This window comes from Elusimicrobium simillimum (assembly GCF_049639735.1).
Taxonomy (GTDB): domain Bacteria; phylum Elusimicrobiota; class Elusimicrobia; order Elusimicrobiales; family Elusimicrobiaceae; genus Elusimicrobium; species Elusimicrobium simillimum.
Genome location: NZ_JBEVVA010000003.1, coordinates 1,518,725 through 1,539,714, shown reverse-complemented (window position 1 = coordinate 1,539,714; position 20,990 = coordinate 1,518,725). Strand labels below are relative to the sequence as shown.

The 20,990-nt window shown below is 45.6% G+C and carries 12 protein-coding genes and 2 pseudogenes; 10 read left to right on the top strand and 4 right to left on the bottom strand.

The features are described 5' to 3' along the window. Positions 1-274: 274 nt before the first annotated feature. From AAIR98_RS07885 to AAIR98_RS07875, 3 genes and pseudogenes are all read right to left on the bottom strand, one after another. Positions 275-1,326: pseudogene (locus AAIR98_RS07885) on the bottom strand (MalY/PatB family protein). A 474-nt stretch (positions 1,327-1,800) separates the two neighbouring features. Next, positions 1,801-3,795 (bottom strand): vWA domain-containing protein, encoded by a 1,995-nt coding sequence (locus AAIR98_RS07880; protein ID WP_423971645.1) that lies wholly within the window; start codon positions 3,793-3,795, stop codon positions 1,801-1,803. After that, complete coding sequence (locus AAIR98_RS07875; protein WP_423971644.1) at positions 3,792-4,286, bottom strand: RNA polymerase sigma factor; 495 nt, start codon at positions 4,284-4,286, stop codon at positions 3,792-3,794. Before AAIR98_RS07875 ends, AAIR98_RS07880 begins: the two co-directional genes overlap by 4 nt. Before the next feature lie 244 nt (positions 4,287-4,530). Here AAIR98_RS07875 and AAIR98_RS07870 point away from each other — a divergent pair, with 244 nt between their 5' ends. The 5 genes from AAIR98_RS07870 (at position 4,531) to AAIR98_RS07850 (ending at position 12,075) form a co-directional block, all read left to right on the top strand. Continuing rightward, on the top strand, positions 4,531-6,948 hold the full coding sequence (locus AAIR98_RS07870; RefSeq protein ID WP_423971643.1) for a hybrid sensor histidine kinase/response regulator: 2,418 nt from the start codon (positions 4,531-4,533) through the stop codon (positions 6,946-6,948). Positions 6,949-6,953: 5 nt separating this feature from the next. Next, complete coding sequence (locus tag AAIR98_RS07865; protein ID WP_423971642.1) at positions 6,954-8,108, top strand: carbohydrate porin; 1,155 nt, start codon at positions 6,954-6,956, stop codon at positions 8,106-8,108. 328 nt (positions 8,109-8,436) lie between these two features. Beyond that, positions 8,437-9,105, top strand: coding sequence for a heavy metal response regulator transcription factor (locus AAIR98_RS07860; protein WP_423971641.1), 669 nt, complete (start codon positions 8,437-8,439; stop codon positions 9,103-9,105). Beyond that, entirely contained in the window at positions 9,092-10,504 is a 1,413-nt protein-coding gene (locus AAIR98_RS07855) for a heavy metal sensor histidine kinase (RefSeq protein ID WP_423971640.1), read from the top strand. The genes AAIR98_RS07860 and AAIR98_RS07855 overlap by 14 nt, the downstream gene beginning before the upstream one ends. Positions 10,505-10,539: 35 nt before the next feature. Then, positions 10,540-12,075: a mechanosensitive ion channel family protein gene (locus AAIR98_RS07850; protein WP_423971639.1), complete on the top strand. Its 1,536-nt coding sequence runs from the start codon at positions 10,540-10,542 to the stop codon at positions 12,073-12,075. On the opposite strand, the gene AAIR98_RS07845 is transcribed toward AAIR98_RS07850, so the two are convergent. Beyond that, a complete protein-coding gene (locus AAIR98_RS07845; RefSeq protein ID WP_423971638.1) occupies positions 12,076-12,528 on the bottom strand; it encodes an Rrf2 family transcriptional regulator in 453 nt (150 codons plus the stop codon). Between the two features lie 315 nt (positions 12,529-12,843). Between AAIR98_RS07845 and nrdG the strand changes: the two genes are divergently transcribed. From nrdG to AAIR98_RS07820, 5 genes and pseudogenes are all read left to right on the top strand, one after another. Further along, positions 12,844-13,359, top strand: coding sequence for an anaerobic ribonucleoside-triphosphate reductase activating protein (nrdG, locus tag AAIR98_RS07840; protein WP_423971637.1), 516 nt, complete (start codon positions 12,844-12,846; stop codon positions 13,357-13,359). 15 nt (positions 13,360-13,374) lie between these two features. Then, a pseudogene (locus tag AAIR98_RS07835) lies at positions 13,375-15,795 on the top strand (anaerobic ribonucleoside triphosphate reductase). A gap of 4 nt (positions 15,796-15,799) precedes the next feature. Further along, complete coding sequence (locus AAIR98_RS07830) at positions 15,800-17,470, top strand: formate--tetrahydrofolate ligase (protein WP_423971636.1); 1,671 nt, start codon at positions 15,800-15,802, stop codon at positions 17,468-17,470. 239 nt (positions 17,471-17,709) lie between these two features. Beyond that, positions 17,710-19,008 carry an MATE family efflux transporter gene (locus AAIR98_RS07825; RefSeq protein WP_423971635.1) on the top strand — a complete coding sequence of 433 codons (1,299 nt, stop codon included), beginning with the start codon at positions 17,710-17,712 and terminating at the stop codon, positions 19,006-19,008. Between the two features lie 82 nt (positions 19,009-19,090). Next, positions 19,091-20,752 carry a PTS transporter subunit EIIC gene (locus tag AAIR98_RS07820; RefSeq protein ID WP_481128623.1) on the top strand — a complete coding sequence of 554 codons (1,662 nt, stop codon included), beginning with the start codon at positions 19,091-19,093 and terminating at the stop codon, positions 20,750-20,752. Positions 20,753-20,990 lie beyond the last annotated feature (238 nt).

Here is a 20,990-nt window from a genome sequence, read left to right as displayed (position 1 = left end):
TGGGGTTCTTGTAGGAAGGTGTTCGCTTCGTGTTTCGGGCATGCGTTTGGACTATTTCTCCTCTCCCTCTTAGGGGAGAGGAAGTTTTGCCGCGTTGTTTGCTACGCAGTAGCTGTGGCAAAGCAGGTGAGGGTGCTATTCTTATTTCAACATAAGTTTTACAACAAAATGTTTGTGTACATTACCCTCACCCTACCCTCTCCCCTAAGAGGGAGAGGAAAAAATTTAAAATCCTGTGAAATTTATTTATGCAACGGTATTGATAATGGCTTTTTTATTTAACGGCTTGCTTTAGGTTGGCCATGGCTTTGGCAAGCGTGGCGCGCGGGCAGGCTATGTTCATACGCATAAACCCAGCCCCGCCATTGCCAAAACTTACGCCTGTGTTTAGCCATATTTTAGCTTTGTTTGTGAAGAAGTCTTCCAGCTCTTTGTCATTTAGTTTTAAGGCGCGGCAGTCCAGCCACATAAGGTACGTGGCTTCGGGCTGTATCAATGATACACCGCAGTTAAGCTCTTTGAGAGATTTGTCTAAAAAATCCACGTTAGTTTTAAGGTAATCACGCAGCCTGTCCAGCCACTGTGCCCCATGTGTGTACGCGGCCTCTGCCGCTACGTAACCCATGGTGTTTATCATATGGTAGCCGGTGCCTTCGCACTGCTCTTTAAGCGCTTTTCTTAATACGGGGTTTTTGATAATTGTGTTGGAGTTTTGCAGCCCCGCCAGGTTAAATGTTTTGGTAGGCGCGGTAAGCGTGATGGTATTATCGGCCGCGTTTTCTAAAGAGGCTATTGGCGTGTGGGTGACGCCCGGCATAGTAAGATCGCAGTGTATTTCGTCGGATACTATCATTACATTATGTTTGGCGCAAATGTTTGCTATATTGGAAAGTTCTTCCTTCGTCCATACTCTGCCTACGGGGTTATGGGGGAACACAGCACGAACATTTTTACATTGTTTTTACGGATGTCGTTTTCAAAAGCGTTAAAATCAATGTAATACTTGTTGTTTTCAAGTTTAAGGTTATTAATAACAAGCGTTCTTTTTGCGCCTAAAATAATTTGCTCAAAAGGCGGGTAAACGGGCTGGCATATCATGACGGCGTCGCCGGTTTTTGTAAACGCGTGTATGGCGGCAGTCAGCGCGAAAAGCACGTTTGGCGTTTGCACGTTCCAGCCGGGTTTTATGTTCCAGTTATGTCTGGTTTTAAACCAGTTGCATAATGCTGTATCATACTCAGACCCGCTGTGCGAGTAGCCAAAAATTGCGTGCTCCGCGGCGGTTTTAAGCGCGGCGGTTACGGCGGGCGGCACCTTAAAATCCATGTCGGCCACCCACATGGGTATAATGTCAGCCGGTTTGCCAAACATAGCGGGGGCGTATTTAATAGAGCCCGTGCCCGCGCGGTTTATTATAGTATCAAAAAAGTCATCAGGTATTTGGTTATTCATATTGTTCCCCAGAAGTAATATTAAATTAATTTTAACATTATTTGCACATAAAAAATGCGCTCAGCACTCCTGCGGACTGCTGCTTTGCATCTTCCAAAAGTTGCTCTCTGCGCTCGCTTAAATTTCAATAAAAGGAAAAGAATTTCTTCGGTTTTTGGCGGATTTTGAACTTTTCCGCTTTCGCCACACCCACCGTGTTGTCCGCACCAAGTGTGCCGAAAACGGAAAAGTTCAAAATCCACTCAAAACCCTGTGAAATTCACTGCTATAACGGCACTAATAACGGCATAAAAATATCCCCCCGGTATTTCTGGGGGATATTTACTGATGTTTAGTTAGTTGTGTTAGTTACAGGTTTGCCTGGCTTAAATCAACTATTCTTATAAACTCCGCTCTGTAGCCTTCGTCATCTGTGCCTTTGGCTTTTTTGGCGGTGTCTAATACTTGTTTTACAGTCATGTCGCCTTTGTACTGGCTGCCCTTAAGTATTTGGCCAAACTGGGCCACGCTGGCTGCAAAGCGCATATCGTCTGATGACTTGTCAAAAGCTACGTAGGAATTTGCGTCAAGTTCTTTCTCCATAAGTTTGCTTTTGTCTGAAGAGGGCTCTTTATATCTTATTTTAACGGTCAGTAATTCACCGCTGCCAATGCCGTCTGATTTTTTGGCGTATTTAAGCGTGTCTATGTCAGGCGCAAGCTCGCTCTTTACGTCAACGGGGATAACCTCATACAGTATGGTTACGGTGTGCCCGGCGCCCATTTCTGCGGCGTCTTTTTTGTCGTCGTTAAAGTCCTGGTTTTCCAGCTTTCTTTTTTCATAGCCTACTAAACGGTAAGCGGCTACGTTTGCGGGGTTAAACTCTACCTGTACTTTAACGTCTTTAGCTACGGTAAACAGCGTTGCGCCAAACTCTTTTACAAGCACCTTTCTGGCTTCAAAAAGGTCATTGATATAGGCGTAGTTGCCGTTGCCTTTGTTGGCCAGTGTCTGTACTTTGCTGTCTTTGTAGTTGCCCATACCAAAGCCGAGTACGCTTAAAAATACGCCTGAGTCTTTGGCCTTGGTAATCTGTTCTTCCAGTTCGGCGTTGGAGCGGGGGCCTATGTTAAAGTCGCCGTCCGTGGCAAGTATTACTCTGTTATTACCCTTTCTTATAAAGTTCTTTTTAGCCGCTTCGTAAGCTTTTTCCAGCCCGCCCGCGCCGTAGGTGCCACCGCTTGCGTTAAGTGCGTCAATGGCTGTTAATATTTTTTCTTTATTAGAACCTTTTACGCCTGAAAGAACTTCATTGGTGCCGTCCGCGTAAGTTACTATTGATACGGAATCTTCTGCGCGCAGCTCATCTACCAACATTCTTAAGGCTTTTTTAACCAGCGGCAAGCGGTTGTCTGACGCCATGGAACCTGACACGTCTACCAAAAACACCAGGTTGCTGGCGGGCAGTTTGGCCTTTTCAATATCTTTGGCTTTAAGGCCTATTTTTACCAGTTTAAGGCCTTTGTTCCAGGGGGAATCGGTATATTCCATATTTATGCTTACCGGGTCTGAACCTGTGGGCTGAGGATAGTTGTAATCAAAGTAATTGATAAACTCCTCAATTCTAACAGCGTCCGGGTTAATACGGCGGCCGCTTTGTATGTCTCTTTTGACCATGCTGTAAGACGCTGTGTCAACGTCTGTAGAGAACGTGGACAGCGGGTCCGTGGCGGTGGAGAAGAACGTGTTTTCCACGTACTTGGCGTAGTCCTCGTCCTGCATGGCGTTGTAGTCAACATAAGCTGTTTGCGCCGCTATTATGCCCATGGGGGCTGGATGGCGGGCTTTAACCATTGACCCTCCGGCGGCATATGTAGAAAGTTTGGTCAAACGCATATCTTCTACCCTGCGCTCAGGTTCGGCCACGCTAGTTTGAAAGCGGTGCGCCGCTACAGCTTTATTAGAGGCGGATGCTTCTTTATATACCGGCGCCTGTGCAGGCGTGGCTTTGCTTTCCCCTTTGACAAGAACAGCGCTATTGCCTTGCGGCGGGGCCGCAAGTTCTGCAACGCGCAGTTGTTCTACGGTTAAACCGAAATATTCGTCTATCTCTACTGTGCCACTGCCGCCGAGTATTTTTTGTTTAGTGCTGTCCATAATCTCAGGCAACATATTTTTGCTTACAAAAATACCTGCCAGCAGTACCACGCAGAAGCTGGCCGCGAAGGCCAGTTTACGGCCGGGGCGGTAAGATTTTTTAGCGGGTGTTTTAACACGGTTTAAAACTTCCGCCTGTTTAGCGCCGTTTGCGTCAAAATCGAACTTTTGAAAGCGTTCTATAATGTCTTTATCTGTGTATTTCATTTTGCCTCCAGTGAAACTCTCAGTTTGCCAAGCGCACGGTTCATTATTGTGCTTACGTTGGTCTCGCTTATATTTACGGCCTGTGCTATTTCTTTGCCGCTCATGCCTGAGTAAAACTTAAGCGATACTACGTCACGCTCTTTGGCGTTTAGGCCGTCCATCGCGCGCAGCAGAGTTTCCTTTTCCTCATTGTCTATAAGAGACTGCGCCGCGTCTTTTTCTTTGCTTTGGCTGTTGTCCTCAAAGCCCGTAAGAGATAAAAACTTTTTTACGTAGTATAAACGGTGGTGCGAGTTTATCTCATTACGGGCTATGGTAAAAAGCCATTGGCGTATATTGCCCTTAGACTCGTCGAACGAGTTTAGGTTTTTGAGTACCTTCTGCCATGTTAGGGCGGCCAGGTCCTGGGCGGTGCCGTCGTCGCGCACCCGCATTATTATATAGGAGTATATAATCTTAAAGAATTCGTTATATATCTGTTCAAACGTCATGTTTACCTCTTTAAGTATAGTTAGTTGATATCAGCTCTACACTAATACTACGCATGGAAGTTGAAAATGTCACAAAATATTTTAGTGCCGTTAATAGCAATTATATAAACAATTATATAGCCGGGGTAAAAAAAGAAAATTAAACACCCTTTTATATAGCGCAAAACAGGCTTAATAAACTGATACTTTTTTGCCGATTATTATTGTATGATTTAATTAATTGTGTTATAAAGGAAATGAAATTATGCGTTTACTGAAAAATAGGACAATTTTTACAATTATTTTAGTGTCATGCTTACTCTCACTTACAATACCGTTTATACTTCTGTCTTATTTTGCCACAGCGCTTTTACATAACGAATCGGCCGCTACCGCCAGAAAAAACGCCGTTTTAGTTTCTGATTCTGTTTCAAAATCCATAAAATATTCTTTAACAAATACTACGGAGCTAATCTCTTTTGCCGCCGACGCGCTTGCCGCGCTGGACCCGCAGGACCCGGGTTCCGCGCCGAGAGCGTCTAATATTCTAAACACATTTATTTATACCGACGACGGTATTTACGACGCCTGGTTTATATTTGAGAAAGGCGTATATGGCGACGAATATTTTGCCCAGGATTTTATAAGAGAAGACGGCAAAGTTATACCTTTTGTGGATAATACCGAAGAACGTCTGGCGGACGAAAAGGGCGCGCACTGGTATTACAGGCCGCTAAGAAGCGGGCAAATATATTTTGACAACGAGGGCTCTTATGATTACGGCGAGGGGGATGTGGACGTTTTTACTATAAGCACGCCTATCAAAAGAGACGGCAAAATCGTCGGCGTAATAGGTATGGACATAATGCGCAGGCATTATTACAGGGTTATAAGTGATTTTAGAATAACCGGGGAAAGGGAAATATTGATGCTGTCCCAAAAAGGAAAGGTGCTCTATTCACCGGACGAGTCCCAGGACGAAAAATCAATATTTATTAACGCCGGCGCCGATAAAGAACGTATTCTAAATATAATAGCCTCTAATAAAAACTCTGTTGTTGAAGGTATTTCCCCGTTAACGGGTAAGCCTTCTCTTGTTTATATAAAACCGCTGGACCTGCCCAATGCCCAGCAGCCGGCTTATCTCTATTTAGAAATGTCTTCCGATATTTTGTACGCTAACGCCAATAAAATTATGTGGACAATTATTTTGGCCGCTGTAATAGCCGGCGGGCTGTTGTTTGTGGGGGTATTTTATTCCACCAAAAATATAGTGGGTATACTTAAGGAGCTTACCGCCGCCGCTAATGATGTGGCAAAAGGGAACTATAATGTAAAATTCGGCAGTGATTTTACCGGTAAAGAAAATACCCATAACGAGCTTTTCCTTTTACAGCGCTCTCTTAAAACCATGATTGTGCAGCTTAAAAATTATATTAAGGAACGCCAAGAATTTTCTAACACGCTTGAACAAAAAATTGAAGAACGCACCCAAGCTCTTACCCTTATGACGGCCGAATCTGAAAAAGCTAAACAAAAAGCCGAGGAAGCCAGCCGCGCAAAAAGTGATTTTCTGGCGCGTATGAGCCATGAAATAAGAACGCCTATCAACGCTATTATGGGTATGACAGCCATAGGCAAAAACGCCAAAGATATTGAAAAGAAAGACTATTGTTTTGGCAAAATAGACAACGCTTCCTCACACCTTTTAGGTATTATAAATGACATTCTTGATATGTCTAAGATTGAGGCTAATAAGCTGGAGCTGTCTTTTGCGGCGTTTGATTTTAGCGGGATGATTGCTAAAGTAACAGACCTTATAAAAGTAAAAGTGGACGAGAAAAAACAAACCCTTACCGTTAATTTGGACGAAGGTATAGCGCCGTATATAATATCGGACGAGCAGCACCTTTCCCAGGTTGTTTTTAACCTTTTATCTAACGCCGTTAAGTTTACGCCAGACGGCGGCAATATTTCCATACACGTCAGCCAGCAAAGCGCCGGCGCGGGCAAAGTTGCCCTTAAAGTTGAGGTGCGTGACAGCGGTATAGGCATAGCCAAAGAACAGCAGAGCGCTTTGTTCCAGTCTTTCCAACAGGCGGACAGCAGTATATCGCGCAAGTTTGGCGGCACGGGGTTAGGTTTGGCTATATCTAAACACATTATAAAGATGCTGGAAGGGGAAATTTGGGTGGATTCCGCCGCGGGCCAAGGGTCTGTATTTAGTTTTGTATTTAAGGCTAAAGTGGCTGAAGGCGCGGCGGCCGCCGCGCAGCCAGCCGCGCCGTCCACGGCAAGTTTTAAAGGTAAAAAACTTTTGCTGGTGGAAGATATTGAAATTAACAGGGAAATTGTGATATCTCTTCTTGAAGACACGGGTATTATAATTGACACCGCGGATAACGGCACAGACGCTGTGGATAAAGTAGCGCTTGCCCCCGGCGCCTATGACATGATATTTATGGATATTCATATGCCAGGCATTGACGGGTACGAGGCTACGCGCCAAATAAGGGCGCTGCCCGCGTCCGAGGCCAAAACCGTGCCTATAGTTGCCATGACGGCAAACGTTTTCCGTGATGATATTGAAAAGAGTATTGCCGCAGGCATGAACGCGCATTTAGGCAAACCTATAAATATAGAGGAAGTTAAAAAAGTTCTTGCCCAATATTTACTTAAATAAACATTATGATTAAATTAAATAAAGTTTTAGTTTTGTTTTTGGCGGCGTTATTTTCCGTGCCAGCTTTTGGCGCGGGGGGGAATACCGCCGGCTTGTTGGAAAAATATTCAGGCTTTAAAGAAAATCTTGAAAACGATTATGGCATAATGTTTGGCGCAAGCGTATCCTATATGGCGCAGCGCGCCGCCCCAAGCGGCAAACAAACCGCTTGGCAGACAATGTACTTTCCGTATTTAGAATGGAACTTTTTGCGTGACGGGTCTTTAGGCAGCGGCACGCTTGCGCTAAGCGATATTTTTGTGCACTATTGGGGCGCAGACGCCGCCGCTTTGGAGGAGCGTATTGGCGTGGCCAGTTATATTAACGATTATTCAGAAAATTCTAACCTCTTTTACCGTTTTACTTACTCACATACTTTACCCGGGGCTATGGACTGGCTGAGCGTAACGTTTGGGCAATACTCGCTGTTTGATTTTGACGGCGGCGCTTATAATAATGACCAACAGGTTTCTTTAATAAACTACGCTATGTCGCAAAATGCCGCGGCTACTTACCCGTGGGCTTCATTGGGCGCGTATGTTACGGTTGCTCCGTTTGAAGGTATTGAGTTTAGCGCGGGTTACCAGGACGCTAATAATATGAGCGGCAAGCAGTTGGACGCCGACACCGCCTTTGCCGGCGAGTATCTTGGCTTTGCTTACGCAGCTTACTCTAAAGATGATAGATATAAATATTCTTTTCTTACTTATTACCAGCCTTCGGTAGAAGAGCAGGAGCAGTACAGCGCGGGCTGGTCTTTAAACGCGGAGCAAAGCTTGTCTGATAAAATAGTTGTTTTTGGCCGCGCGGCGGGCACAAAAAATACTCCGGCGCAAATAAAAAATAGTTTTATGCTTGGCATGGCTTATAAAGACCCGCTTAACAGAAGTGAGTTTGACTCTATTGTCTTGGGCGCTTCTTACAACAGGCTGGAAAGGGCGAATATGGAAGAAGACGCCTATTATAGAACAGGCGAAACCGTGGCCGAGGTTCAGTGGAACTTTGCCCCAATAGAGCGCCTTATAATAACGCCGGACTTACAAGTTTTCCCGCGTGCGGGGCTTAGCGGCAGTGACAGCTGGGTGTTTGTGTCCTCACTGCGTTTTACGGTTGTTTTGTAAAAATAATTTTATCCAAGCCAAACACACCCCCGCTTATCACGGGGGTGTGTTTTATTACAAAAATGTAATCTTTTTGAAATAATTCTGAGCGGCCAATATTTCTATACTATCAATATAAAGAACTAACTTTTCTTCTTTTTAATACGATATCTCCTTGAAGATAAAGTTAAGACTACACGTCCCCCGCGTTCACTCTAGCGCGGGGGACATTTTAATATAAAGCTGAAATTCACTTTAGCAGCGGCACTTATAACAGCGTAAAATCCCCCTGCAATGCCCGGGGTAATCTTATTTGCCTTTTAGGCGGGAAAATAGTTAAATGGAATATATGAAAATACTTCTTGTTGAAGACCACTGCCCAACGGCCTCTTTTATTGTAAAAGGTTTGAAAGAGGCGGGCATAAACGCCAAAACCGTGGCCGACGGCGCTGCCGCGCTTGACACCATGATAAGTGAGGACTTTGACTGTATAATTTTAGACATAATGCTGCCCAAAATAGACGGCGTAACACTGCTTAAAACCTTCCGCGCTTCCAATAAAGCGACGCCTGTTCTTATGCTTACCGCTAAAGACACCGTGGAAGATAAGGTTGCCGGGCTTGCCAGCGGGGCGGACGATTATTTAGTAAAGCCGTTCGCGTTCTCTGAACTTCTTGCCAGGCTTAACGCCATTACCAGGCGGGCCGCGTCCCGCGCGCCGCAGCCCACGCTTGTTATAGAAGACCTTAATATAGACTCTATCAGGCACACCGTTACACGCGGCGGCAAAACTATAGATTTAACTAAAAAGGAATTCAGCCTTTTATGGCTGCTTGCCTCGCATAAAGAGGAAGTACTTAGCAGAACCTATATTTCAGAGCGTGTGTGGGATATAAATTTTGAGAGCGACACAAATACCGTTGACGTAGCAGTCAAGAGACTAAGAACAAAAGTAGACGACGGCTTTGACCGTAAGCTTATTCACACCATAAGGGGTATAGGCTATGTTCTCCGTTGAAGAAAAAACCTTGCCGTTATCCTGGCGTTTGGCGCTTTCCACTTTTTTAATATCACTTTTTACGCTTATAATAATGCTGTTTGTAATTTTGCACGCCAACGCGGCTAATTATAAAAAAGAACTTTTCTCACAAATGAAGTCCTACATAACAGAACTTAACGTTCTTATGAATGAACTGTACGAAATTACCACCCCCGAAGAAGACGAACTTTTATACAAATGGTTGGAAAGCGGCCTTAATAACAGAAATTATGAGACCATGCTTTTATACAGCGACCATAGTATTATAGACACTAGCCAAACATTATCGGTGCCGTATACGCAGTTTATGGAGGTTCTGCCAGAGGACTCACCAGGCGTATTTTGGACTGATGAAAACTGCAACCCGTACCTGCTGGCAAGGTCTACCGTGTATATAGAGGGGGGAGTGTTTGGTTATATTTTGGTGGCCAGAGATTTGGACGAGGGGTACGCTAAAATAAAGTCGCTTAAAATGGTGCTTTTTTGGATTTCAGTGGCGGTAAGTTTAGCTATATCAGGCCTGAGTTTTGTGTTTTCTAAAGCAACGTTAAGGCCTGTCAGCCAAATAAGCGGTTATATTAACACTATCGACGCTTCTGACCTGCACAGGCGCCTTAACGCGGCCGACTGGCCCAGAGAGCTGCGCCCGATAGTAAACTCCTTTGACAAAATGTTAAACCGTTTGGAGGACAACTTTGTGCGCCTTAACCAGTTTTCCTCAGACTTGGCGCATGAGTTAAGAACGCCTATCCACCAGCTAAAAATAGCGGTGGAGGTAACCCTTTCCAAAGACAGAACTCCGCAGGAATATACTGAAAGTTTAGAGTCCGTGCTTGACGGCGCGGAGCGTTTAAACAGAATTGTGGAAAACATACTTTTTATAGCCCGCGCGGAAGACCGCAAGACTGCCATCACCACCCAAGCGGTTGACACCGCCGCGCTGGCCGCCAGAGTAAAAGAGTTCTTTCAAATAGTGGCTGAAGAAAAGCATGTTGATATCAACACGTCCTCTGTCTCCGGCATTATAAACGCGGATGAGCAAATGCTTTCCAGAGCCTTAGTAAATATTGTGGGCAACGCCATGCAGTATGTAGGCGACGGGGGGCATATAGATATCGGCAGCCGCAGCGCAGAAGATAACTTTATAATATCTATTACAAACGATGGCCCCGCCATAGCGCCCGAACATATAGAAAACTTATTTGACAGGTTTTATAAGGCGGACTATTCGCGCGGAAACGGCGAGGATTACCAAGGCAGCGGGCTGGGGCTGTCTATAGTAAAATCTATTATGAAGCTGCACGGCGGCCGCGCGCAGGCGCGCAATTTGGACGGCGGCCACGGCGTAGCGTTCGATTTAATATTTCCGTTAAAATAAAATACAATATCTTTTAAGCTTTACTAAGGGGATTTATGAAAAAAATATTTTTATGTTTTGTTTTTATTTTGTTTGCCGGGCTTTCATTTGCCCAGGAGAGCGGCACCGTACATGGCGCGGGCGTGGCGCCGTTTGGCAAAACATTATTTAATATTTACGGCGGTATAGGCGCTGTGGATTCCCGCACCCGCGCGGAAGTGGTGGAGGCTAATATTCAGGCTTTGGCCGGGGACGTTTTGTTCGACCCCCAAGACCTTAAAATAACTCAGCAAGACGATGTTGAAACAATAATCTACCGCGGTAAAGTAATAGCCGGCATAACGGACTACCAGGGGCAGATAGAGGGCTTGCATAAAGCTGATCTGGCCAGAAAATACCGCGACGTTATACTAAGCGCCGTGCGGGAAGAGCAGGCCGCGCTGCAGTCAACACACCGGGTAAGAAAATATGTTATGGGCGGCGTGGTGTTTGTGTTAATGCTGTTGGCTATATGGGGCATATGCAAAGGGGCCTCTAGGCTTAAAGATTATATTATTGCCAAACAGTCCGCACAAAACGCTTTGCTTAACAATATTATAGATTCCCGCAGCAGCAGGACGTTTTTTATTTACATGCTTACCGCGCTTAAGTATGTTTTAATTATCACAGTATTTTACGCCGGCGCTCTTATTGTGCTTGAACTGCTGCCGCAAACGCGCCATTTTGCCGCCGCCTGTATAGAGTACCTTTTGATTCCCGTTAAAAAAGGCGCGTTGGCTTTTTACCATTATATACCAGACCTTCTTGATATTATATTTATAGTGGTGGCGTTTGCGCTGTTGCTTAAATTGCTGCGTAATTTAGCTAAAAAAACGGCCGAGGGTAAAATAAAACTTATGGGTTTTCACCCTGATTGGGCTTTACCCACTTACCATATAGCACGCATTATAATGGCGGTGTTTGTTTTTATATTAATTTTTCCGCATTTACCGGGGTCCGGGTCGGACGCGTTTAAAGGCGTTTCTGTATTTTTGGGCGTATTACTTTCACTGGGGTCAACGTCGCTTATCAGCAATATAATGTCAGGCCTGGTTATTACTTATATGAGCCCGTTTAAAGAAGGCGACTATATTAAAATGGGTGATGTGACGGGTGAAGTTGTTGAAAAAAACACTCTTGTCACCCGCATAAGAACCTACAAAAATGAAGTGGTAACAATACCAAATTCTAAGGTAATGACTTCGGACACTATTAATTACAGCAACTCCGCCAAAACAGGCGGCCTTATATTACATGTAGACGTTACCATAGGTTATGATGTTGACTGGAGGCTTGTGCAAAAACTGCTTTTAGAGGCGGCCGCCAAGTCAGAAGGCGCAGCGCAAACGCCGCCGCCTTTTGTTTTACAGACGGAGCTTGAAAATTTTGCCGTAAGGTACGAACTTAACATTTACACAGAAGAACCCTCACGCATACCCAAAACATATTCCGCACTGTATTCTAATATACAAGATGTGTTTAACAGAGAGAATATAGAGATTCTTACCCCGCAGGTTAACGTGCTGCGCGGTATTAACGGCGGGCAAAAGTAGCTACTGCCTTATAAACGGGCTTACCATAAGCATTTCTTTTTTGGTTATGGGCCTGGTTATATCCTTTAGAGAATATTTGGCTAAAGTTTTCTCAGCCGACGAGGCCGCGTCCTGCAAAGGAGCGTGGAGGGCGGAGTGTATATTGGCGCCTATAAAGCAGGCGGCGCTTGTATTTTTGTGCGTGGGAAACAGTGTGTCCGCTGGCGTTTTTACCGCTTGATATACTTCTAAGAGAGATATTGTTAACGGTGTGCGTGTTAACGCTATGCCGCGCGCGCCGGGGCGTATTTCAACCAGCCCTGCCTTCTTAAGCTGCGAGAGCATTTTGCGTACCACAACCGGGTTTGTGTTAACGCTTTTGGCTATGGTTTTAGAGGTGTTGGCCTCCTTTTTATTAAGCGCCAAAAAAGCTAAAATATGTAGTGCTACGGTAAAGCGTGTGTTTGTTTTCATAGTGTTAACCTGTAATTATTATAGTTACATATTAAAGTTTTGTCAATGTTTTTGCTTATTATTTAAGCAAAATTAAAATGAGTTAAGACATGTAACAAATAAAGTTACAGTTTTGCGCGTAAAATTACAATTTTTAAAACTAATAAAAAGTGATAATAAATTAAAATTCTTAGACGGTAAAGCTTAATTTTAAGCGTTAAAAAAATAAATTTCTCCTCGTGATTTGCTTTTTTGCTTTTTTTATGTAAAAATAGTAAAAACGCTTACTGGTCAGCGGGGTAATAAGCGTGTTGTAAATGAAGTTGACGGGGTAATATGAAAGAAGACTTTGTGTTGGTTTCCGGAATTATTGAGGAATCTGTAGTAGATGGCCCGGGGTACCGTTTTACGGTTTTTACCCAGGGCTGCCCGCACAGCTGCCCCGGTTGCCACAACCCCCAAACACATTCGCTTGACGGCGGTACGCTGGTTAATATTAACCAGTTGTTTACCTCTTTCCAAAAGAACCCTCTGCTGCGCGGCATTACGCTTAGCGGCGGGGAACCTTTTATTCAGGCGGAAGTGGCGTCTAAACTTGCCAAAATGGCGCATGGTCTGGGTAAGGATGTTGTTACGTATACAGGTTATGTATATGAATACCTTGTGGCAGGGGCAAGTAAAGAAAACGGCTGGCAAAAATTGCTTGATGAGACGGACTATCTTATAGACGGCCCGTTTTTAATCAAACAAAAAAGCCTTACCCTAAAATTCCGCGGGTCCAAAAACCAGCGTATTATTGATATGAAGGCCACCCGCCTGGCGGGCCGCGTAGTAACAGTAGAAAACTTTTAAGGAGTATATTATATGATGGCAACAAAAGTAAGAACCATTACCAAAAGAGACGGCAGGGTAGTATTATATGACGAAGCCAAAATTGCAAACGCTATTTTAAAAGCACTCACCGCCGCCGGTACGGACGACGCCGCCGCGGCCGCGCGCCTGGCCAACGAAGTGGGTACAAATTTATCTAAGGCAGACAAAGAAAACTTTTTTATTGAAGACGTGCAGGACGAAGTGGAACGCGTGCTCATGCACAACGGTTTTGAAGACGCCGCCAAACGTTACATTCTTTACAGAGCAAAACGCACCAGAGTAAGAGACTCCAACACCGCCCTCATGCAGGAATGCGACGAGATTACAAATGCCGACGCCAGAAACTCCAATCTTAAAAGGGACAACGCCAACGTTGACGGCAACACCGCCATGGGCAGCATGCTGCAGCTTGGTTCCGCCGCCGCCAAGTCATATAATAAAGCGTATCTTCTTACCGAGGAGCAGGCCAAAGCGTATGAAGAGGGCTGGATACATATTCATGATTTTGATTTTTATTCTTTAACCACAACCTGCTGCCAGATTGACGTGGACAAACTATTTACAGGCGGTTTTAACACCGGCCACGGCCACCTTAGAGAGCCACAGGATATACTTAGCTACGCCGCGCTTGCGTGCATTGCTATTCAATCAAACCAGAACGACCAGCACGGCGGGCAAAGCATACCAAACTTTGACTACGCGCTTGCCAAAGGCGTTGCCAAAAGTTACAAACGTATTTTTACAGACAATATATATAAAGGTATTAAAATTTTAGCCCCCGCCGTAAGCGTAACCAAAGACGTTGCCAAAGAAATTGTAGCGGCTGCGGAAGCAGAAAGCGGCGTTAAACTTTCCATGACCAAAAGCGAAAAGTACGAGGCCGTCTTACTTAACAAAATTGCCGCGCTTACAGACGCCGATACAGCGCGTAAAGTATTAGATTTTACGCTTTCAACTTCTGAGGAAGAAATAGACAAGCGCACGTACCAAGCTATGGAGTCTGTGGTGCATAACCTTAACTCCATGCACTCCCGCGCCGGGGCGCAGACGCCGTTTTCTTCTATTAACTACGGCACCGATACCTCGCCCGAAGGCCGCCTGGTTATCAAAAATATTTTGCTGGCTACGGAAGCGGGCCTTGGCAAAGGCGAGACGCCTATTTTCCCTATTCAGATTTTCAAGCTTAAAAAGGGCGTTAACTATGATAAGCAGGACCCTAACTATGATTTGTTTGAGGCCGCCTGCCGCTGCAGCGCAAAGCGTTTGTTCCCCAACTTTAGCAATCTTGACGCGCCGTTTAACCTGCAGTTTTATAAAGAGGGCGACCCTAAGACAGAAGTTGCCACTATGGGTTGCCGCACAAGAGTTATCGCCAATGTGCACGATAAAAATAAGCAAACCACTTATGGCCGCGGCAATTTATCTTTTACTTCTATTAACTTGCCCCGTTTGGCCATAGAAGCTAAAGGCGATGAGAAAGCTTTTTATAAATCTTTAGACAGCATACTTGACCTGGTTGCCCAGCAGCTTATGGACAGGTTTGAAATACAGGCCAAAAAAACTGTACGCAACTACCCGTTCCTTATGGGTGAGGGCGTGTGGATGGACAGCGACAAGCTTAACCCCGACGATGAAATAAGAGAAGTTTTAAAACACGGTACGCTTTCAATAGGTTTTATAGGCCTGGCGGAAACCTTAGTTTCACTCTTTGGCAAGCACCATGGCCAAAGCGATGAAATGCAGGAAAAGGGCCTTGCCATTATTAAACACATGGACAACTTTTGCAAACGCAAAGCGGCCGAAACGGGGATGAACTTTACCCTGCTTGCCACACCGGCGGAAGGCTTGTCCGGCAGATTCATAAAAATTGACAGGAAAAAGTACGGTAATATCGAAGGCGTGACGGATAGAGAGTATTATACCAACTCTTTCCACGTGCCCGTATATTACGAAATTTCCGCCTTTGAAAAAATTAACAAAGAAGCGCCGTACCACGCCCTTACGCCCGCCGGCCACATAACATATGTGGAAATGAACGGCGACCCGCTCAGCAACCTTGAGGCTTTTATGTCAGTCATACGCTATATGCATGATAAGGGCATAGGCTACGGCTCTATCAACCACCCTGTGGACCGCGACCCTGTTTGCGGCTACGTGGGTATTATTAACGACGTCTGCCCCCGCTGCGGCAGGCGCGAAGGCGAGGAAGCTTCGCACAGCGCATTTAAATAAAATTTAGAAGTACCTAAGGAGATATATATGGAAAACACAACAGAACAATCATTACGCGGCAAAGGGGTAGGCTTTGAACGTATAAGACGTATTACAGGTTATTTGGTAGGCACCATGGATAAATGGAACGACGCCAAAAAATCAGAAGAATGCCAGAGAGTTAAACACGGTATCACCAAGTAAACTTATGCTTACCGATATTGAAATAGCGCAGGCCGCCAAAATGCAGCCCATAACCAAGGTTGCTGGCGGCCTGGGCATTAAAGAAGACGACCTTGAACTTTACGGCAAATACAAAGCAAAAATATCTTTGGACTTTCTAAAGAAAATTGAGAGTAACCCCGACGGCAACCTGGTACTGGTTACCGCCATTACGCCGACATCGGCGGGAGAGGGCAAGTCAACCACTACTGTAGGGTTGGCCGACGCTCTTATGCTGATAGGCAAAAAAACCGTTGTAGCTTTGCGCGAACCTTCCATGGGCCCGTGCATGGGCATGAAAGGCGGCGCCGCGGGCGGGGGGTACGCCCAGGTAGTGCCTATGGAAGATATTAACCTGCACTTTACCGGCGACATGCACGCCATAACGGCCGCCAACAATTTGCTTTCGGCCATGCTGGACAACCACATACACCAGGGCAATACGCTTGGTATAGACGTAAGAACAGTTATGTGGCACCGTGTTATGGACATGAACGACCGCGCGCTGCGCAGCATTGTGGCCGCGCTTGGCGGTAAGCCAAACGGGTTTCCAAGGGAAGACAGTTTCGATATTACCGTAGCCTCTGAAGTTATGGCGATACTCTGCCTGGCCGAGGGGCTGGAGGATTTAAAAGACAGGCTTTCTAAAATTATAGTCGCTTACGATTTTTCCGGCGACGCCGTGACTGCGGGTATGTTAAACGCATCGGGCGCTATGGCGGTGCTTTTAAAAGACGCTATTAAGCCCAACCTGGTGCAAACGCTTGCCAACACACCGGCCATTGTGCACGGCGGCCCGTTTGCCAATATAGCGCACGGCTGCAACAGCGTTACCGCTACTAAAGCGGCCTTAAAGCTGGCTGATTATGTGGTGACCGAGGCGGGTTTCGGCGCGGATTTGGGCGCGGAAAAGTTTTTTGATATCAAGTGCCGCTACGCAGGTTTAAAGCCCAAGGCTGCTGTTATTGTGGCCACTGTGCGTGCTTTAAAAATGCACGGCGGTATGCCTAAAGACGCGCTTTCCATGCCCGATACTGATGCTGTGGTGCGCGGCCTGGCCAATCTTGAAAAGCATGTTGAAAACGTTAAAAAATTTGGCGTGCCCCCGGTAGTAGCCATAAATATTTTCACGCAGGATACCAAAGAGGAAATTGACGCCGTGCTTAACAGCTGCGCCAAACTGGGTGTGCCTGTGCAGCTTTCTAATGTCTGGGCCAAAGGCGGCGAAGGCGCCATAGACCTGGCAAAAAAAGTTGTAGAGATTGTGGAGGCTAACAATACGCAGTTTAGTTTTATCTACGACCTGGAAGACTCTTTAGAAAAGAAAGTGGAAAAAATAGCCACGCAGATTTACGGCGCTAAAGACGTGTTTTTTGAAAAGAAAGCGCAAGACGCCATTAAGAAATACGAGAGCATGGGTCTTGGCCATTTACCCGTATGTATAGCCAAAACGCAGTACTCGTTTTCCGACGACGCTAAGCTTTACGGCCGCCCCTCGCACTTTACTATAGAAGTGCGCGAGGCCAGGATATCTGCCGGCGCCGGCTTTGTAGTAATGCTGACAGGCAATATTATGACAATGCCCGGCCTGCCCAAAGCGCCCGCCGCTGAGAAGATAGACATCAGCGCCGACGGTGTGGTAAAGGGATTATTCTAAAGTTAACATTATAAATTATTTCCTCTCCCTTCTCGGATGGGAGAGGAAGTTTTTATTTAGCTGTAAAGCTAAATAAAAGCAGGTGAGGGTGGCTATAGTGTTAATAGTAAAGATAAAATTTATTTTAAAATTTACGGCACATACCCCCTCACCGGTTCGCTGCGCGCACCACCTCTCCCGCAAAAGAGGGGAGAGGGAAGCTATCTATGAAAATTTCCATAAATGTTAAAATTTAAATGATGAACAGACAAATATTAAACCTTGCCATTCCCAATATTATTACCAATGTCACCATACCGCTTTTAGGCATGGTAGACAGCGCTATAGCCGGGCATTTGGAGTCTGAACTTTACATAGGCGCCGTTGCTGTGGCTGCTATGATTTTTAATTTTATTTATTGGAATTTCAGCTTTCTGCGTATGGGTACAAGCGGGTTTACGGCGCAGGCGTACGGGGCGGATAATAAAAAAGAAACCGTTAATATTTTGCTGCGTTCGCTGTTGGTAGCTTTTGTAGCGGGCCTTATTATAATTATGCTGCAGCCGCTGCTTTTATGGTTGGCGTTTTTGTTTATCAAGGCTACGCCGCAAACGCAGGCCTACGCCGCCCAGTATTTTCATGTTTACATATGGGCCGCGCCCTTTGTGCTGGGTACTTACGCTATGACGGGCTGGTATATTGGCATGCAGGACGCTAAAACGCCTATGTTTGTGGCGATAACAACCAATCTTATAAATATTTTACTCAGCGTTATTTTTGTATTTGTTTTTAATATGCAGCTGCGGGGGCTGGCGCTGGGTACGGCGCTGGCGCAGGTGTGCGGCTTTGCCCTTACCGTGATACTCTGGAACAAAAAGTATTCTCATCTTAAACAGTACCTTTCCTCGCATTTCATTAAAAACCTGGCGGACTTTAAACCGTTTTTTAAGGTTAACACAAATATATTTTTAAGAAGTTTGGGGCTTATACTTGTGACGGTGTTTTTTACCTCAGCCTCGGCCGCTATGGGGGATATGACGCTGGCGGCTAACAGCCTGCTTATGCAGTTTTTTATGTTGTTTAGTTTTATGATGGACGGCTTTGCCTACGCGGCCGAGGCGCTGGCCGGCAAATATTTTGGCGCGCGTGATAAGGCCGGGTTTAATACAGTTATAAAATATATTTTTATGTGGGGCGGCGGGGTAACGCTGGTGGCCACGGCAATATACGCTTTGTTTATGCCAAATGTGCTTGCCTTGCTTACAGATAAAGTTAATATTATCGCCGCCGCGCAACAATACCGCTGGTGGGCCGTTTTTATACCGCTGGCCGGGTTCGCCGCGTTTTTGTGGGACGGAATATTTGTGGGCATAACTGCGTCGCGCCAAATGCGTAACGCTATGTTTGCCGCTGTCGCGTTGTTTTTTATACTTTTTTATCTGCTTTCACCGTATATGGGCAACAACGCGTTATGGCTGGCTTTTATATGTTACCTGGCCGCGCGCGGTGTTATGCAGACGCTAATGTTTCGCCGTGTAAAAAAACAAGTCCGCCTATAGTAAATTACTCTATTTACTAACCCCTCTTTATATGATAAAACTACAGTGTTGCGTAATTTACCGCAGTACTGGAGGCAGTAACATGTCCGGCCCGCAGAAAACTAACAAGATATTTACAGTTGTCCAAAAAATAGGCAGTTCATTTTTATTACCCATATCAATATTACCCGTGGCAGGTTTACTGCTGGGGATAGGCGCGTCATTTTCTAACCTGTCCACCGTAGAGCAGTACGGCCTGGCGGGCATTATGGGCGACGGCACAATACTTAACTACACGTTCCAGCTTATGAGTTCCGTAGGCGGCGTGGTATTTGCCAACTTACCGCTTTTATTTGCCATGGCGGTCGCGCTTGGTATGGCTAAAGAAGAAAAGGCCGTGGCCGTGCTTTCCGCCGCGCTTTCTTTTATTATCATGCACACAACCATTAAGTGCTTGCTGCTGTTCTCCGGCCAGATACTTGCCGACGGCTCTGTCGCCCCGCATGTTGTTGCAGGCACGCTTACCACGGCGCTTGGCATACAAACGCTTGAGATGGGTGTGTTTGGCGGTATTATAGTGGGCCTTGGCGTGGGTTATTTGCATAACAGGTTTTATAAAATAGACCTTCCTACGGTGTTGTCATTTTTTGGCGGCGTAAGGTTTGTGCCTATTATTTGTACATTTACTTTTATCATAGTGGGCGCCATACTTTTTAAACTGTGGCCTTTTATACAGTTAATTATTTTAAAAAGCGGTGCGCTTGTGGTAAAATCAGGCTACGTAGGCACGTTTATATTCGGTTTTATGGAACGCGCTTTAATACCGTTTGGCTTGCACCACGTTTTTTACATGCCGTTCTGGCAGACAGGTTTGGGCGGCTCGGAAATAGTGGACGGCGTGACGGTGTATGGCGCGCAAAATATTTTCTTCGCGCAGTTAGCTTCGCATAACGTGCAGCATTTCTCAGTAGAAGCGGCCAGGTTTATGAGCGGTAAATACTCTATCATGATGGCGGGTTTACCGGGCGCCGCGCTTGCTATGTATAAAATGGCGAGACCTGAGAAAAAGAAAATTGTCGGCGGTCTTTTATTCTCTGCCGCTTTAACATCTTTTATTACAGGTATTACGGAACCTATTGAGTTTACGTTCCTGTTCATCGCGCCGTTACTGTTTGTTGTGCACTGCGTGTTTGCGGGTATATCATTTGTGCTTACGCATGTGCTTGATATTGCAATTGGCACCACGTTTTCCTGCGGTTTGATAGACCTTACCTTGTACGGCATATTGCAGGGCAACGCTAAAACAGGCTGGCTGCGCTTAATGCCTATATTTGCGGTATACTCTGTGGGCTACTATTTCTTCTTTAAATTCGCCATACAGAAATGGAACCTTATGACCCCCGGCCGTGAAGCTGACGAGCAGGAAACCAAGCTTTACACCAAAGCGGATTATAAGGCAAAAACAGCCGCCGCTGAGCAAACCGGTGAAGCTGGGCCCGCCGCCGCGCCCGTCGCTAAAACAGAGGATTCCCAATCCGCCCTTATCACAGAGGGGTTAGGCGGAAAAGACAACATTGAGAACGTGGACTGTTGCGCCACAAGATTAAGACTTAATGTTAAAGACCCGTCTAAAGTTAACAAAGATATTCTTAAGCAGTCCGGCGCGTTAGGCGTGCTTTTAAGCGGCCAGGCAGTGCAGATTGTATATGGCCCTAAGGTTAGCGTAATAAAGCCAAAGCTGCAAGATTATTTAGCAAGCTTATAAGTTTAAACATAAAAATACTCCACAGTTAACACTGTGGAGTATTTTTATGTTTCCCCAAATCTTTGGCGGCTTTTACATTTTTCTTGCTTTCAACACACCCCGTCCGCCCTTTGGGCTCCTCGCGCAAGTGTGCTGAAAGCAAGAAAAATGTAAAAGCCACTCAAATCTTTGGGGCCCCTTAATATGACGGCGCTTATTAACGGAATAAGCGGCATATAACGGCACTTATGATAAAATA

Coding starts and splice junctions, on each gene's coding strand:
- AAIR98_RS07870 (WP_423971643.1), top strand. CDS start 4,531: ATGCGTTTACTGAAAAATAGGACAATTTTTACAATTATTTTAGTGTCA.
- AAIR98_RS07830 (WP_423971636.1), top strand. CDS start 15,800: ATGCTTACCGATATTGAAATAGCGCAGGCCGCCAAAATGCAGCCCATA.
- AAIR98_RS07865 (WP_423971642.1), top strand. CDS start 6,954: ATGATTAAATTAAATAAAGTTTTAGTTTTGTTTTTGGCGGCGTTATTT.
- AAIR98_RS07820 (WP_481128623.1), top strand. CDS start 19,091: ATGTCCGGCCCGCAGAAAACTAACAAGATATTTACAGTTGTCCAAAAA.
- AAIR98_RS07880 (WP_423971645.1), bottom strand. CDS start 3,795: ATGAAATACACAGATAAAGACATTATAGAACGCTTTCAAAAGTTCGAT.
- nrdG (WP_423971637.1), top strand. CDS start 12,844: ATGAAAGAAGACTTTGTGTTGGTTTCCGGAATTATTGAGGAATCTGTA.
- AAIR98_RS07855 (WP_423971640.1), top strand. CDS start 9,092: ATGTTCTCCGTTGAAGAAAAAACCTTGCCGTTATCCTGGCGTTTGGCG.
- AAIR98_RS07845 (WP_423971638.1), bottom strand. CDS start 12,528: ATGAAAACAAACACACGCTTTACCGTAGCACTACATATTTTAGCTTTT.
- AAIR98_RS07850 (WP_423971639.1), top strand. CDS start 10,540: ATGAAAAAAATATTTTTATGTTTTGTTTTTATTTTGTTTGCCGGGCTT.
- AAIR98_RS07875 (WP_423971644.1), bottom strand. CDS start 4,286: ATGACGTTTGAACAGATATATAACGAATTCTTTAAGATTATATACTCC.
- AAIR98_RS07825 (WP_423971635.1), top strand. CDS start 17,710: ATGAACAGACAAATATTAAACCTTGCCATTCCCAATATTATTACCAAT.
- AAIR98_RS07860 (WP_423971641.1), top strand. CDS start 8,437: ATGAAAATACTTCTTGTTGAAGACCACTGCCCAACGGCCTCTTTTATT.